Source organism: Thermostichus sp. MS-CIW-40, assembly GCF_054058315.1.
Genome location: NZ_JBSSAC010000012.1, coordinates 57,319 through 73,178 on the forward strand (window position 1 = coordinate 57,319; position 15,860 = coordinate 73,178).

Annotated in this window: 12 protein-coding genes; 3 read left to right on the plus strand and 9 right to left on the minus strand. The window is 57.2% G+C overall.

The annotated features are described in order from the left end of the window. Positions 1–8: 8 nt before the first annotated feature. The 4 genes from ACVWXF_RS05845 to ACVWXF_RS05860 all read right to left on the minus strand — a co-directional run bounded on the left by ACVWXF_RS05845 (position 9) and on the right by ACVWXF_RS05860 (position 4,032). Positions 9–1,592: a CPBP family glutamic-type intramembrane protease gene (locus ACVWXF_RS05845; protein ID WP_457473894.1), complete on the minus strand. Its 1,584-nt coding sequence runs from the start codon at positions 1,590–1,592 to the stop codon at positions 9–11. A gap of 98 nt (positions 1,593–1,690) precedes the next feature. After that, a complete protein-coding gene (gene trmB / locus ACVWXF_RS05850; RefSeq protein ID WP_414343030.1) occupies positions 1,691–2,410 on the minus strand; it encodes a tRNA (guanosine(46)-N7)-methyltransferase TrmB in 720 nt (239 codons plus the stop codon). Between the two features lie 92 nt (positions 2,411–2,502). After that, positions 2,503–3,423, minus strand: a complete 921-nt coding sequence (locus ACVWXF_RS05855; RefSeq protein ID WP_414352177.1) for an L-lactate dehydrogenase — start codon at positions 3,421–3,423, stop codon at positions 2,503–2,505. A gap of 249 nt (positions 3,424–3,672) precedes the next feature. Next, positions 3,673–4,032, minus strand: coding sequence for a hypothetical protein (locus tag ACVWXF_RS05860; protein WP_414343028.1), 360 nt, complete (start codon positions 4,030–4,032; stop codon positions 3,673–3,675). A 675-nt stretch (positions 4,033–4,707) separates the two neighbouring features. Here ACVWXF_RS05860 and ACVWXF_RS05865 point away from each other — a divergent pair. Continuing rightward, entirely contained in the window at positions 4,708–6,723 is a 2,016-nt protein-coding gene (locus ACVWXF_RS05865; RefSeq protein ID WP_457473895.1) for a diguanylate cyclase domain-containing protein, read from the plus strand. A gap of 36 nt (positions 6,724–6,759) precedes the next feature. Continuing rightward, on the plus strand, positions 6,760–8,484 hold the full coding sequence (locus tag ACVWXF_RS05870; RefSeq protein ID WP_457473896.1) for an ABC transporter ATP-binding protein: 1,725 nt from the start codon (positions 6,760–6,762) through the stop codon (positions 8,482–8,484). Here the strand turns inward: ACVWXF_RS05870 and ACVWXF_RS05875 are convergent. The 3 genes from ACVWXF_RS05875 to ACVWXF_RS05885 form a co-directional block, all read right to left on the minus strand. Then, the gene (locus ACVWXF_RS05875) at positions 8,478–9,407 is read right to left on the minus strand and encodes a carbohydrate kinase family protein (RefSeq protein ID WP_457473897.1); all 930 of its coding nucleotides are present in this window, start codon (positions 9,405–9,407) and stop codon (positions 8,478–8,480) included. The two genes, ACVWXF_RS05870 and ACVWXF_RS05875, sit on opposite strands and share 7 nt — an antisense overlap. Positions 9,408–9,647: 240 nt before the next feature. Continuing rightward, positions 9,648–10,517 (minus strand): M48 family metallopeptidase, encoded by an 870-nt coding sequence (locus ACVWXF_RS05880; protein ID WP_457473898.1) that lies wholly within the window; start codon positions 10,515–10,517, stop codon positions 9,648–9,650. A gap of 34 nt (positions 10,518–10,551) precedes the next feature. Then, the gene (locus tag ACVWXF_RS05885) at positions 10,552–11,220 is read right to left on the minus strand and encodes a hypothetical protein (RefSeq protein ID WP_457473899.1); all 669 of its coding nucleotides are present in this window, start codon (positions 11,218–11,220) and stop codon (positions 10,552–10,554) included. A gap of 175 nt (positions 11,221–11,395) precedes the next feature. On the opposite strand from ACVWXF_RS05885, the gene treY reads away from it, so the two are divergent. Beyond that, a complete protein-coding gene (gene treY, locus ACVWXF_RS05890; RefSeq protein ID WP_457473900.1) occupies positions 11,396–14,197 on the plus strand; it encodes a malto-oligosyltrehalose synthase in 2,802 nt (933 codons plus the stop codon). Positions 14,198–14,201: 4 nt separating this feature from the next. On the opposite strand, the gene tpiA is transcribed toward treY, so the two are convergent. Both tpiA and ACVWXF_RS05900 read right to left on the minus strand, forming a co-directional pair. Next, positions 14,202–14,954: a triose-phosphate isomerase gene (tpiA, locus tag ACVWXF_RS05895; protein ID WP_457473903.1), complete on the minus strand. Its 753-nt coding sequence runs from the start codon at positions 14,952–14,954 to the stop codon at positions 14,202–14,204. 216 nt (positions 14,955–15,170) lie between these two features. Further along, entirely contained in the window at positions 15,171–15,581 is a 411-nt protein-coding gene (locus ACVWXF_RS05900; RefSeq protein WP_414374851.1) for an FHA domain-containing protein, read from the minus strand. Between the last annotated feature and the right edge of the window lie 279 nt (positions 15,582–15,860).

Genomic DNA, 15,860 nt, shown 5'->3' on the forward strand with positions numbered 1-15,860 from the left:
AGCCCCCCTTAACGCGCTCCTCCCAGCACCAGCAGCGTCACCAGGGATCCCGTATTCCAGAGGCTGTGCAGCAGGATGGGAGCCAGCAGGTTGCGGCTGTGGCTGTACACCACCCCCAGCACCACCCCCAGCATGGTCAGAGGCAGCAGATCAGAGAGGTTGAGGTGGGCAAGGGCAAAGGTAAAGGCGCTGAGCACAATGGCGGCCCCCATAGGCAGGTAGCGGCTTAGAGTAGGCAGCCAAAAGCCTCGGAACAGCACCTCCTCAAAAACAGGGGCACAGACAGACACCACGGCCAAAAACACCAACCGCGCCCCCCAACCATGGCTATCCAGCAGCAGGGGCAAAATGGGATTCCCACCCCCCGCCTGCGGTAGCAGCAATTGCGAGAGTGCCGCTGCCAGCACCACCAAAGGCAAGGCCACCCAGTAGCCACACAAGCCCCACAGCAGCCAAGGACCCCACAACCGCACCTGCAGCACCCTCTGCCAGCCGGGGTAGGCGTGCAAGAGACGGTACAATAACCCTGCCCCCAGCAAAGCGCCGGAATTGTAGGTGAGAAACAGGGCCACCGCCTGGTGCCAAGGGCTGAGCTGCTCTGCCCCCAGGCCGAGAATGATGATGTAAAGTCGAGGCACCAAAGCGTTGAGGGCGATAAACCCCAAAAACCAGCCGGTCAACACCGCTTGCGCCCCGATCCCCGGCCAAGGCACTTCCCAAGCAGGGCCCAGGAGCGGACGTTTGCGCCAAAGGCTCCAGCCCAGCCAGCCCAACAAGAGCATCAACCCCAGCAGTGCCCCCAGCACGGGGATCCCGCCCACCACCGCCAGTCGAAACAGAGCCGCCAAGGCCAATTTTTCCTGCTGTTGGTTGAGGGCATTCAGGCTATCGCTGCGCTGCTGCAGTCGGTAAAGCTGTTGCAGGGCCACCGCCTCAAACCAGCCATCCAGATGATTGCGGATCTGCACTTCCGCTTCTGGCAAGATGCGCCGCGGTGTTCCCCACAGCCCTTGCAAAACCCGCGCTGCCCCCTTTTGGCTCGATTCCAGCTCCACGGGACGTTCCAGGTCGATGATCTGCTGCCATTGCTGCCGAGCAGCTTCCAGATCTTCTTGGTAGGCATAGAGCAAGCCAAGGCGCAGCCAAAGCGCATCCAGCTCCGTCTGCAAATCTTGCATGGAGGCCAAAAGGGCGGGATCCACCTCTGGAGATTGGGCCAGTTCTGGGCTGGCCGCCTCAGATTCGCCAGCAGGAGTTAAACGGGCCAGCCGTTTCAAACGTTTCAGGCGTTCGGTGTAGTTATCGGCGGTCTGCTGATAGCGATTTTGGGCCACCTTGAACACATCCTGACCCAAAAGCGCCCGTGCCAGATCCTGATAGCGGGGATCATCGAGGGTGCGGGAAGCTTGCAGGGCGAGATCGGTTTGCAACAAATCCAACTGCGTTTGGGGCGGCGGCTGGAACCAACTGCTGGAAAGAGAAAGCCCGACAATCACAATGGCCAATAGGCTCAGCAGGTTGAGGATCCCACGGCGAACAGAAAACCAAGCAGAGGAGGGGTCGGCAGAGGCCGTGGTTTCAGAGTGAGACATTGCGGCGACGGATCCAACTCAAGCGGGTTATATCCTATCTTCTGTATTGTCTTGGCGGAATGGAGTTGTTATTACTGCATTACGGATTTGTCCTGTTGTCACCGTCGCTCCAGCCAATAGCGATAGATGGGCAGGCCCAGTTGTAGGCAGTGCCACTCCCGCTCCGTGGGGATGCCGAGGGGATTGGAGTCCAAAGGCCCCTGGTGGGGATCCCAAAACTGCGGATGCTCTAAAAATCGAGCTGCCATTTCTTCGGCCACCTCTTGGATATCCGATTGCAGGAAGACGGGGCTGCCCGGTCGCAGCAGCAGAGCCAGATCCGCCACCAGTTGGGGTTGGACAATCCGCCGTTTGTGATGGCGCTTTTTGAACCAGGGATCCGGAAATAGGATGGTTACGCGGCTGAGATCCCCCGGCGCAAACAGATGCCGCAAAGAGACATTGATGTTGGCAAACAGAAAATGGACGTTATCCAGCCCCAGCTCGTCCCGCCAGGCATTGGCCCGTTCCACCAGCGCCTGCCGAATCTCTACCCCCAGGAAGTTCCAGTCGGGCTGCTCCTGAGCGAGGCGCAGCAGAAATCGTCCGCTCCCTGTGCCGATATCCAGATGAAAGGGCTGCCCCAGCCGTCGGTATACCCGCTCCCAGTGGGGTGGGGGGGTGGGCTGCTGATACTGCGCCTGCAGGGGATTGACGTGCTGCCGTACCCGGTGACCGAGGCCCCTCTGTAAGGGGATCCCGGCCCAAGGCGGAGAAGGGGGGCGCTTCTCCAGTTGGCCCTCAGGCGATTGCTGCCCCTGTTGCACCTCTGCTTCCATAGACCACCTCCTGCCGCCAGCTGCGGCCCTCGCCCACTGACCAAGGGATCCCCCAGCTTGGAGGGGAGCGACAAAAGTCCAGGAGATCTAGGCTACCACCGGATGCTGTCGATGACTTGCCGCAAGATCTGGGCCGAGCGGTGCAGCTGCTTGCGCTCGCTCTCGGTGAGGGACATGGCCAGCGTGCGTTCCACCCCCTGCCGCCCGACCACTCTGGGCAAGCTGAGACAGACCTCTGGCAGATCGTACTCCCCTTGGGTGAGGCTGCTCACGGTTAAAACGCGGTGTTGATCCCGCAGCAGGGCTTGGACAATTTGCGTCACCCCTAACCCGATGGCGTAGCTGGTGGCCCCTTTGCGACGGATGATCTCGTAGGCAGCGTTGCGCACCTGCTCGAAGATATCCCCCAAATAGGCGGGATCCCAGTCCGGCGAGAGTTCCCCAATCGGGGTGCCGGCGATGTTCACCTTGCTCCAAACGGCCACCTCGCTATCTCCATGTTCGCCGATGATGTAGGCGTGCAGGCTACGCGGATCCACCCCCAGGCGCTCCGCCAAAAGATAGCGAAAGCGGGCTGTGTCCAAAACCGTCCCCGACCCAATTACCTGCCCTGCCGGCAACCCCGACAACTTCAGGGAAACGTAAGTCATGATGTCAACGGGATTGCTCACCACCAAAAGGAGTGTGTCAGGGCAATGCGCCATCAAGGCCGGGATCAAGCCTTTGAAGATCTCGACGTTGCGCTGCACCAAATCCAAACGGGTTTCTCCAGGCCGCTGCTTAGCCCCTGCCGTTAAAATCACTACATCTGACCCGGCGCAATCAGCCAGTTCCCCTGCCCGTATCCGCGTCGGCTCCACAAAGGGGATCCCGTGCACCAAATCCATCACTTCCCCTTCCAACTTGTCGCGGGCGATGTCGTGGATCACCAGCTCATCCAGGGTATTTTGGATCACCATCGCGTAGGCACAGGCCATGCCCACCTGCCCGGCGCCGATGATGGATCCCTTCAAAAGGCGGCGAGAAGTCAGCCCCTCGACCTGCTGCTGGGAGCGCTGCTTGGGTTGGTGCTTAGAAACAGTCATGGCTGCAGCCGCTACTCTTCGTTCTCCAGCTTAAGCCTGCCTAGAGGAAGAAAAAAACAGGCTACCGCTCTCCAGAAGAACTGGAAAGGCGAGAAGAGGCAGGATCGGTTGCCGCAGCGGACTGGATCCATCTGAAACAATAAAAACAGTAAATAGCCCTCTAACCTTCAACAGTCCTCAACCCGGCTGCTGGGTTAGCCGCTGCCAAAGCTCGAGGGGAATGCGCTCGTGAGGACACTTTAGGGACTGAATCTGAGCTAAATCTTCCGGCATGTAGTGCAAGGCTACCCGCGCTGCCGGATCCAAAAGGCTGCGCCGTCGTCGGTTACATTGCTCCGCTTCTCCCAGAAACACGTCCAGCCAGCCATCTCGCTCTTGGTAGCGAATCCTCAAAGCAGAGAGAGAAGGCAGAGCAGAGGAAACTTCTTTGCGGTAGAGCCGAAAGCCCTGCTCCAGACTCCAGCCCAACCACCACTGAGGCGCCCATTGCCCCAACTGCCTACACCACACCCCCGCCTGAACCTGTTGCCATGCCATGCTTGCCACTCCGCAGCTTGTTCTCCTGAGAAGACTTAACTGCAAATCTTTAGCAATTGCTACTTGGGTAAGCACTCTACCAGACTCCTCAAGCTTAATGCAAGTCTTTATCAAAGAGGATCCCTACTTTGCCGGCACGCTATTGAAAGCTAATCTCAATAGAGCTATGCTGTTACTCGGTTGAGTGGTGGAGTTGTATCCATCAGTCTTCCTCTCTTGCCTTCGATGCATCGGGGATCCCACGCCCGCGGAATTAGCCATCCTGGGTCTGGCAGGGATCCCTTTTCCAGGGCTAGCTGAGGTTCTTTCTAATGAGAGCAGTTCTAACTAATAGGAGCCTGGTTCCTTCCCAAGCGTGTCGATGTACGGGTAGAACAAGTTCGGGAGCCAGAAGCGGTTTAACCTTGAAAACGGCGACGCATAGCCCTTCACGTCGGCAGGACAGGCTTTTTAATAATTCTTTTAATTAACCTCAAGAGTTGCTTCAAAGAATATCCCCTCCGGAGCACCCAAAAGCCCGTGCCAGCCCGGGGATCTTTTGTATCGAGAGACACACAAACTCCCCCAACAATTCCATAGGATGACCGTAGAATGGCAGAGACAGCGTGAATTCATAGCTGTTTTTTTCGGCTTGCCCTCCCCGTTGCCCGAGCGTCTACTGGGTGTTCCTAGCCTATGGTTGAAAGGGGGACTGCTGGGCCAGACCAGGCTGGCAGCGTTTATGATGCGCTGACGCGGGCCGATCTGTGGAATCCCCAGGTCATGTACCGTGGGCGCCCGGTACAGGCTCGGGGGCGGGCTGTGCTGCGCACCATGTTCGAGAGCGTCAGCGATGGGTTGTTTGTCCTTGAGTGTCTGCCCCCGGAGCCAGAAAGAGGCTCACCTCAACCGCGCTGTCGGTTTTTGGTGGGTAACCCGGCTTTTTGCAGGATGTTTTTTCTCTCCTCTCGACCTATCGAGGGAGAAGAGCTCCAGAGTTGTCTACCGCCTTCTCTGGCTGCGCAGATTCAACTGCACACCGAACACTGCCTCAGCCATGGCCGGCAAGTGAGCTTTGAGCTGAGCCTAACGGCCTCTGCCGCTCCCGACCCAGAGTCGACCCATGTTCTAATCGTTACCCTTTCTCCAGTAGTTGAGGAGAACAAGCCAATCAGCCGAATTGTCGGCTCCTGTCAGGACATCACAGCACGCAAGCAAGTGGAGTGGCAGCTACAGCGCAGCCAAAAGCAACTGTTGGAGCACAACCGGGCTCTGATGGAGCTCACCCGGCACAAGGCCCTCAGCCAAGGAGACTTACAAGCTGCTCTGCAACAGATTTGTACTACAGCCGCCCATACCCTGGGGGTGGCACGGGTGGGGGTCTGGCTCTACACGTCGGAGCGCTCCAGCATTCGCTGCATCAATCAATTCGAGATCACCCCAGACAACCCCGAGGGATCCCATACTCAAGGGGCGGAGATCTGGGCCAAAGACTATCCCCGTTATTTTCAAGCCCTGGAGCAAGAGCGCACCATTGCTGCCGACCAAGTGGTGGCGGATCCCCGCACCGCCGAGTTCGGCAATTCCTACCTGACAGCAATGGGAGTGGTCTCGATGCTGGATGCCCCCATTCGACTGGAAGGACGGATGGTGGGTGTTCTCTGCCACGAGCACATTGGCTCCCCTCGCCACTGGACCTTAGAAGAGCAAAACTTCGCCGGATCCCTGGCGGATTTGGTGTCTCTGGCCCTCGAGATCTCGGAGCGCCGGCAAGCGGAAGAGGAGCTGCGCCAGGCTGAGGAGCGCTATCGCAATTTTTTCGAGAATGCGGTAGAGGGCATTTTTTTCACCGATGCGGCAGGTCGGTATCTCTCCGCCAACCCGATGCTGGCCCAGATCTGCGGCTACAGCTCCCCCGAAGAATTGATGCGCGAGGCGAGAGAAGTGGGCAAGCGGCAGCTCTATGTGGATCCCAGCCAGTGGGAGGAATTTGTGCGGCTATTGCAGGAGCAGGGATCCGTACGCGGCTTTGAGTACCGGCTGCGGCGGCGGGATGGCTCGATCATCTGGGTACGAGAAAAAGCCCGTTTGGTTAAAGATAAAGCCGGAAATATCCTCGGCTATGAAGGCATCTGCGAAGACATCACCGCCCAAAAGCAGAGCTTAGCCTACATGGAGTTTCGCGCTCATCATGATGCCCTGACAGGTTTGGTGAACCGCGAATCCTTTCGAGAGCGGCTGCAGCAGGCCCTGCAGCAATACTACAGTGAATCTCTGGCCCTCTTCTTTGTGGATTTGGATCACTTCAAAGACATTAACGATACCTTCGGCCACGGTATCGGCGATGCCCTGTTGCAGGGGGTAGCTGAACGGTTAACCAAGTGCGTTCGCCCCGGAGATATCGTCGCCCGCTGGGGAGGGGATGAGTTTACCCTGCTGCTGCCCCGAATTGGCAGCTCCACAGTGGCAGCGCGTCTGGCTCAGCGGATTGTCGATGCCTTTCAAACTCCCTTCTCCTGCGAGGGCCATTCCCTTTCCGTGACCTGCAGCATTGGCGTCGCCCTCTACCCCCAAGACGGCGTAGAAGTGTCCACCCTTTTGCACCATGCCGACTTGGCCCTCTACCAGGTCAAAGAAAAGGGTCGCAGCGGCTTTCAGCTCTACCGGCCAGTTTCAGGGATCCCGGCAGCAGTTCGCAACGCTATCCTGTAAGCTGGTTGGGTCAGAGGCCCTTCTGGTTTGTGATTTGTGCATCCAGGTCGCAGCTATCGCCGTCTCATTCCCTTTATCCGGCCCCATCTGTGGATGTTGTTGCTGGGGCTAACCTGTACCCTTGGCTTTGTGCTAACCATGCCCGCCCTTGCCTACTTGATCGAGTGGGTGGCCCGCTCCATTGGTGCCGGGGATCTGGGGCAATTGCGGATGCTGGCCTTGATTGGGGTGGTGTTTTTCTTGGTGCGCGGCGCTTTTCAGTATGGCCAAGACACCCTGATGGCGAGGGCCTCCTTGCAAATGGTTTTGGAATTGCGCCAACAGATTTATGCCCACCTGCAGGCACTGGATGTGGACTATTTTTCCGGCAGCCGCACCGGCGATCTGGTCTATCGCCTCACGGGGGATCTGGATCGGGTGGGAGAGGTGGTGCAGCGGTTTTTCCATCGCTTCATCCCCAGCGTGCTCACCATCTTGGCGGTGGTGGCCTACCTGTTCTATCTCAACGGCATTCTCACCTTGACCACCTTGCTGATAGCCCCCCTGATGGGAGCCTTGATCAGTTGGTTTGGGGATCGCCTTTTGTTTCGCTCCCGCCTCAACCAAGAGAAGATGTCGGATTTGGCCGCCCTCTTGACAGAGGTGTTTGCCGGGATCAGCCTCACTCGCGCCTTTGCGGCTGAGGACTACGAAATTCGCCGCTTCAGTGCCATTGCCGAAAGCAACCGCCTGGCCCGGTTTCAGACCGAACAGGTGAAAGCCATTCAAGACCCGGTGGTGGGTTTTCTGTACGCCATGAGCGTGTTGGGGGTGTTTTGGGTGGGCGGCTGGCAAATTAGCCAGGGCAACCTGACCGGCAGCCAGTTTCTCGGCTTTATCGCCGGTGTTGCGATGTTGATCGACCCTATTGTTCACATCACCAACAACTACAGCGAGCTGAAACAGGGTGAGGCTTCGGTGGAGCGGATTTTCGAGCTGCTAAACACCCGCTCCCAAATCCGGGAGCTGCCCGGGGCCCGCCCCATGCCTCCCATTCAGGGTTGGGTGGAGTTCGACCAAGTTTCCTTTGCCTACAAACCGGATCAGCCGGTGCTCAAACAGATCAGCTTTCAGGTGTCTCCCGGCGAGATTGTGGCCCTGGTGGGATCCTCCGGCGCCGGCAAATCCACCCTGGTGAGCCTGATTCCCCGCTTTTACGATCCCCAGCAGGGCTGCATCCGCATCGACGGCATCGACATCCGCACCGTCACCCTCAAGAGCCTGCGCCGGCAGATCGGCGTTGTGCCGCAGGAGATCACCCTGTTTTCGGGAACCATTGCCAGCAACATCGCCTACGGACAAGAGCATTTTGACCTGGAAGCGGTGCGCCAGGCGGCCCAGGTGGCCAACATCGACACCTTTATCGAGAGCTTGCCCGATGGCTACGCCACCCGCGTGGGAGAACGGGGGGTCACCCTCTCCGGTGGACAACGGCAACGGCTGGCCATTGCCCGCGCCGTGTTGCTCAACCCCAAGATCTTGATCCTGGACGAGGCTACCTCTGCTTTGGACAACGAGTCGGAAGCGTTGGTGCAGGAAGCACTGCAACGGCTGATGCAACGCTGTACCGTTTTTGTGATTGCCCACCGCCTCTCGACGGTACGCACTGCCCACCGCATTTTCGTCTTGGAGCAGGGGCAATTGCTGGAGCAGGGAAATCACCGAGAATTGCTGGGCAAAGGGGGTCGCTACGCCCAGTTTCACCTGCGCCAGTTTCATTGAACCCTTGGCCTCTGGATCTCCCATGCCTGCCAGAAGGGCCGGTAAAACTCCGGATCCGAAGGTGCTCCCCCCGGGATCCCGCAGATGGCCGCCGCAAATTGCACGGCCCGTTGCACCAGAATCGCCTCCGGCCATCCCCGCAACAGCCCCAGGATGGCCACGGCGCTAAATGCATCTCCCGCCCCCACTGTATCCACCAGCTGAGGCGCGGGCACTGGGTCGGCCCGATGGATCTGAGTAGGGGTGATCAGCAGCGCGCCTGCCGCTCCCAAGGTCAGAAATAGACCTTTCAGGTTCAGATGAGCCTGGAGGATCTGTCCTTGCTCCAGCACGTCTCCGGCAGGGATCCCTTCCAGCCGGGCTACTTGTTCCAGCTCTGTCTGGTTCAGCTTCAGCCAATCACAGGTGCGCAGCATCTCCCGGATGGCGTCTGGATGCCACCAGGGATCCCGCAGGTTGAGATCCAGAAACACGGGACAGCCCAAAGCGGGGATCCCCTCTTGAAAGTGGCGATGGGCTGCCTCCCGGCGGGCTGCCAAGCTGCCCCGGTAGAGCAGGCTGGGCTGGAGAGCTTGCAGAGCCCCGATATCCAACTGGATGTAGTCGTAGGCTTGGTCGGGCAAGATGGCGAAGGTGGGGATCCCTTGCTCATCCAGGGTTACCTGAACTTTGCCGGTGGGGTGAACAGAATCCTGCTGCAGACCCTCCAGGCGCAGCCCCTGCCGTCGCAAGGCCCCCAGCAGCTCTCTGGCGGCCTCGTCTTGGCCAACACGGCTGAGCAAGAGGGGATCGGATCCCAGCCCCTTGAGGTTCCAAGCCACATTCAAAGCTGCTCCGCCCAGCACAACCTCGGTGGGGAAGCAGTCGAAAAGCACCTCCCCCAAGATGAGCGGCAAACCCAGGGGCACATGAGAGGGATCCATCTTGAGCACTCAGCTAGAAATCGCAGGAGCCCCGTGCTGTACCGGTAGGATCAGTGTCGAGAGGAAAGTCCGCCTCCATGGTTATAATTGTACTGCGGACACCAGAAACGGTTGTTTAAGGCACTGGTAACGGTCGATTGGGGGTGCTGTAAACCACCCCAGAGGCTCGTGGTTGGCTTGCCAACTGCAGGGCTACTAAAAGCCCGCTCTGTACTGCTTTAGCGGTCGGAGTCGGGTAGTTTACGAAGCAGCCGTTGATGTCCGCGGTGCGGAGCCCAATCCCTGGAGCTCCAGGATCTGCTGATAGGTGTTGCTGCGGAACCAACGCTCGATTTCTCTGGCCCGCAGCACCGGCAGCGGATGGGTGCGCCCCACCGTTTGCATCTGCTTCAGCTCCATCTGCCATAGATCCCCGTCCAGCTCGTCGTAAGTACGGGCCTGCTCCAAAAAGGCGTCCACGTTCAGCCTGGAGGCCAATTGCGGGGATCCCCCACACAATTTCATCAACACCGAGATCACCGTCTTGGCATCTTGGGCTACCAACAGCGCCGCCCGGTCACAGGTAAACTCGGCACACCGCAGCCAGTGCATCAGTTGATCCTGCAACGCCTGATAAAACAACCCCCCGAAGGGGAGCAAGCTGGTGGAGAGCATGAGAATGTTGGCCATCGTCAAGTAGACCCCGTGATTGCACTTCAAGTGGCCCAACTCATGAGCGATCACGGCCTGAATTTCCGGCGGCTCCAACAGATCCAGCAGAGAGCTGTGCAAGACAATGAAGGGCTTTTTCCCCTGCATGGCAAAGGTGTAAGCATTGGGCGTGGGGTTCTGCCGCACGTAGAGCTGGGGCACCTCCAGATCCAAGATGCGACAGGCCTGCACCAAAAGCTGATGAATTTCCGGCAACTGATGCTCGTTAATTTGGATACTGGAAGCAATGTTGTCCAGATAAAATATCTGTCCTGCCGTTGAGCCAAGCCAATTTTGAATCAGCAGGCCCAGCCCCGGCACTTGCTGCAGAGAGCGGGTGGCTTGCAGATCCACGGGATGACGAAATTGGTCGGCCCGCAGGCCCAACAGAATGCGAGGTTCTCGTTGAATGGACGACATAGACAATAGACAACAGAGGGAGAAAGGACTTCGGTTACAACTCGTAGGGCACAAACTGGCGGTGGCGATTCAACAAAAATAGCCGCTCCGGCGGCGGATCCGGCAGGGTCGGCTTGTTGGTAAAGTCAAACGGGTTCTCTCCAGAGGGGATCTCCCAGTAGACCACATGATCTTGAATGCGAGTGCCATCGGTAACAAAGCGCCCAGTATCGGCGGCAGCACGCTCAGCGCGGCGATAGAGTCGCCCTTGCCAGGTCAAGTGCGGGGGCAGCCCCAATCCCAAAAACAGTTGCTGCTGACTGGATTCCTGGTTGAACACCGTTTGCAGGCGATCCGCCCAGATCCTTGCCAGATCTGCCGGTTGGGGAGCAGCATGAGCCTCTGCATCGGCTGGAGTTACCTCCAACAGCAGTTGCTGGTTCAAAAGAATCCGAGCGGCTTGAGCTGGGGGATCCCCGCTGCCGGTCGTCGAGGGATTGGGACTGGGGATATCCAGACTGACCTGCACCTGAGGGCTGCTGGCCTGTAGCAAAATCTCTTCCAACCGTTGCTTCAGCAGACGGAGGCGAGCGGGGGCATCGGGGGTGCGCAGGGTCAAAACCAGCTCACTCCCCACCCGAAACTCGCTTTCTGCCCAGGTTGCCTCGCTCCGCCAACTCCCCATCAGCCCACCCACGAGCAGGATCCCTGCCCACCTCGCCATCCTTGCCGGCCCCCTTACCGGGGGTGAAGCGCTCCTCTGTGGCCTTGACAAGTTCACTAACCTCGCCTCCCCCCTGCAGGACTCCTTGATCTTAGCCGCTACCCTAGATACATCTGTTCTCTTGACCCTATGCCGTTGGCAAGCTCGGCTTCTTTGTCATTGTTCTAAGGTCATCATGCGGATCCCGACTTCCACCTATCGCATTCAGTTTCATGCTGGGTTTGACTTCGACGCAGCACGACAGATTGTTCCCTACCTGAAGTTGCTGGGCATCAGTGACTTGTATGCCTCTCCCATCTTCCAAGCCCGCAAAGGCAGCACCCACGGCTACGACGTGGTGGATCCCAGGCAGATTAACCAGGAACTGGGGGGAAGCGAAAAGTTTGAGCTCTTGTGGGAAGCCCTCAATCAGCAGGGAATAGGCTGGATCCAGGACATTGTGCCCAATCACATGGCCTACGATGGCCAAAACCAGATGCTTATGGACGTTCTGGAGAGTGGCCCCAACTCAGATTTTATTGACTACTTTGATGTGAATTGGAATCACTCTTACCTGGGGATCAAGGGCAGAATCTTAGCCCCTTTCTTGGGAGATTTCTATGACAGATGTTTGGAGTCGGGACAAATTCAGCTTCGTTATGATGCCGATGGCCTAAGTATTAACTACTACAACTTGAGGTTCCCCCTCAATATTGACACCTATGCGGATGTTTTTACCTACAACCTGAGCAAGCTGCGGCGAAAATTGGGACGCAGCCATCCCGACTACGTCAAGTTACTCGGGATCCTCTTCAGCCTGAAATTTATCCCTAGCAAGGAAGATCTCCTGGAGCGCACCGATCAAATTAGCTTTGCCAAGCATTCTTTGTGGGAACTCTACACGTCTAGCCAACCTATCCAGAGCTTTTTTGACGAGAACATTGCCATTTTTAACGGCAAGCCAGGGGATCCGTCAAGCTTTGACCTGCTGGATAGTCTTCTGGCGCGGCAAAATTTTCGCCTTTCCTTCTGGAAGGTGGGTGCTGAGGAGATCAATTATCGTCGTTTCTTTACCATTAACGAGCTGATCTCACTGCGGGTGGAAGATCGCGAGGTGTTTCGCAAAACCCATCAGCTTATCTTTAAGCTTGCAGAACAGGGGCGTTTTAGTGGTTTGCGCATCGATCATATCGATGGGTTGTTCAATCCCGAAGAGTATCTCCATCGCCTGCGGGAACGCTGCCCAAATCTCTACATCGTGGTAGAGAAAATACTAGAGGCTAATGAAAGTCTGCCCCAAAGCTGGCCGGTTCAGGGCACAACGGGCTATGATTTTTTAGCTAAGCTCAACGGCATCTTTTGTCAAGAAGAAAATGCAGAGGCTTTTGACTCTCTCTATCAAAATTTCACAAATCTACGGCATTCCCCAGAGCAGGTTATCGAAGATAAAAAACGCCTGATCATCGAGCGCAACCTGTCAGGAGATATGGATAACCTTGCTTTTTTGCTCAAACAGATCACCAGCCACCATCGCTATGCCAATGACTTTACCCTCTACAGCTTACGTCGAGCTTTGGTAGAAGTTTTGGTGTGCTTTCCGGTCTACCGCGTCTATATCCACGAAGGGATCCTCAGTCCAGAAGGTCAACAGGTAATTTGTCAAGCTGTGGAGAAGGCCAAGGAGAACCTGCCCGTTTTGGTGAATGAGCTGAATTTTATTCAGCGCTTTCTCTGCCTGGAGTCTCTGGACAATTTATCAGACCAGGAGAAAAATGAGCAGATCCATTTTGCCATGCGCTTGCAGCAGTTGGCTGGCCCTCTCATGGCCAAAGGGGTAGAAGATACTGCTTTTTATGTGTACAACCGCCTTTTATCTCTCAATGAAGTCGGCGGGGATCCCTGTCGCTTTGGCCTTTCGGTGCAAGAGTTTCACCGCTTTAATCAAGAGCGGGCAGCTCGGTGGCCTCTGTCCATGAATGCTTCTGCTACCCACGACACCAAGCGTGGCGAAGATGTGCGGGCCCGGCTGAATGTGCTTTCTGAAATCCCCGCCGAGTGGGAAAAGCACATCAACCTTTGGCATGAGCTGAACCTCGGCTACAAAGTCCGCAGCAAACAAGCTAAGCGCTCAGAACTGCCGGATCGCAATGACGAGTATTTGCTCTACCAGACATTGCTCGGCTCTTATCCCTTCCAACCGGAAGAGGTACCCCAGTTCGTACAGCGGGTCAAAGATTATGCCATCAAAGCAGTGCGGGAAGCTAAGGTCCACACCGCTTGGCTTCGCCCCGATACCGAGTACGAAGAAGCCACTACCGCCTTTATCGAACGGATCCTTCAAAGCCCTAACCCCTTTTTGGAGTCCTTTTTGCCTTTCCAACGGAAAGTTGCCCACTTTGGCATTTTTAATTCTCTCTCGCAGACGCTGATCAAGCTCACCAGCCCTGGGATCCCGGATATTTACCAAGGCACGGAACTGTGGGATTTGAGCATGGTGGATCCCGACAATCGTCGGCCTGTGGATTTTTCCCGTCGCCTCGCCTATCTAGAAGAAATTCAACGGCGGGTTAAACAGGATCCTCTCCAACTCATTGCGGATTTGCTACTACACCGCAGCGACGGACGCATTAAGCTGTTTCTGATTCATCATGTGCTCAAGGCCCGCCAGGAACAGCCCCAATTGTTTCTCGAGGGCAGCTACATTCCTCTGCAAATCAGCGGATCCCATGCTGACCATGTTGTGGCTTTTGCCCGTCAGCACGGCAAGCAGGTATTGCTCACGGCGGTGCCGCGTTTCCTGACAAAGTTGATCGACGAAACCCAAGATCCTCTGGGAGAATCCGTTTGGGCAGATACCGAAATTCATCTGCCGCGCTGGAAGCGGCTGGACTGGGTGAATGGGCTAACCCAGGAAAGGATCCCTGCCGGCGAAACCTTGCCGGTGGGCGTTGTCTTGAAATCCTTCCCGGTAGCCCTGCTGTGGGGACAATCCCGCTAGCGGCCTAGGCGGGAGCTAGGGCCTGAAAATGGACGATGCGGGCAAACTCTTGGGGGTCTAGGCTGGCCCCTCCCACCAACACGCCGTCGATCTCAGGCTGGGCCATCAGCTCATCGATGTTGCCGGCCTTCACCGAGCCGCCATACAAAATGGGCAGTTGGGCATTGCCCAGGTGTTGCCGGATCAAGCCGATGACCCGGTTGGCCTCTTGAGCTGCACAAGTCTGGCCGGTGCCGATGGCCCAAATTGGCTCATAGGCAATCACCAAGTTCTCCAGATCGATCCCCGGCAAGGCGCGATCCAATTGCCCCACAATCCAAGACTCGGTCAAGCCTTGCTCCCGCTGCTGCTGGCTTTCTCCCACACAGAGGATGGGGGTAAGGCCGTGCCGCTGGGCGGCTGCCAGACGCCGATTGACGGTTTCGTCCGTCTCGCCGAAGTACTGCCGCCGTTCGCTGTGGCCGACGATGACATAGCGCACCCCCAATTCCGCCAGCATGGGGCCGGAAATTTCCCCGGTAAAAGCTCCCTGATCCTCCCAATGTAGGTTTTGTGCTCCCACGGCTATGTCGGATCCGCGGCTTTGCTCTGCCACCACCGCCAGGTCTGTAAAGGGCACACATAGGATGATCTGCCGCTGGGATGCTGACCCTGACGGCGATGACCGTAAAGCCAGGCCCAACTCTCGCAGAAACTCGCGAGCCTCAGCCTGAGTCTTGTGCATTTTCCAGTTGCCGGCGATGAGGATGGGGCGCAAGATGGATCCTCCCTTAGAGACAACAGAAGGAAGGGATCCCGCAAGCAGAAAGCCCAATAAAACAGCAGGGATCCCAGCTTTGTTTTTTCGTATGACACAGTTTACCAGCAAGCGATCCCGAAAATACGGCGACGGGATCCCCTCTCCAAGCGCCGGTTAACCCTTCAACCAGCATGCAGACGGGACAAGCCAAGACCCAACAGGGAAGGCAGCTTCCTACAGCCCAACGATCTGGGTGTTTTCAAAGGTAGCCAGAATTTCATCCAGATCTTTGTTCTGCAGCGAGTAGGTAGCGGTGGCATCGTTGCCAAACTGAATTTCGTCCCCGTCCTCCAGATCCCGAAATTCCACCCGTTGCCCGCCCACGTAAAGGCCGTTGGTGCTGGGGGTGCCCTGAATGTCTCCGTCGATGATTTGGTAAGTGAACCCATCGGGAGAAGAGGGGGATTCTGTTTTGACCAAAATGGCGTGGTAGCGAGAGGCGTACTGGGAGTCGATGCGAATGCTGTTGCGTGGATCCCGGCCCAAGGAGTAGAGCTCAGCCGTCAACCAGTAGGCTTTTGGCCCGTGACGATCCTTGACGATGAGCACGTGATTGAGGGCCGGTCGGCGAGGGGGCGTGGTCATGAAAGGCACCCGCTTGCACAACACTGAGGGCAAGATAGCCAAAACATAACATAGGATCCCCCAGGTGGATCCCTGTGTCCACCGGATAAGTCTCTTCAGGTCGGCATCCCAGGCTGGCGCGGGATCCCCCTGAGCAACAAGAAAGGGTGTAAACTACCCGACCCTGACTACTTCGCAGTACAGGGCGGGCTTTCAGTAGCCCTGAGCCTGCTCTGCCCTACCAGAGAACAAAACAGGCCCGAACCTCTAGGCTGGTTTACGGCAGCCCCCAAGAGCGCA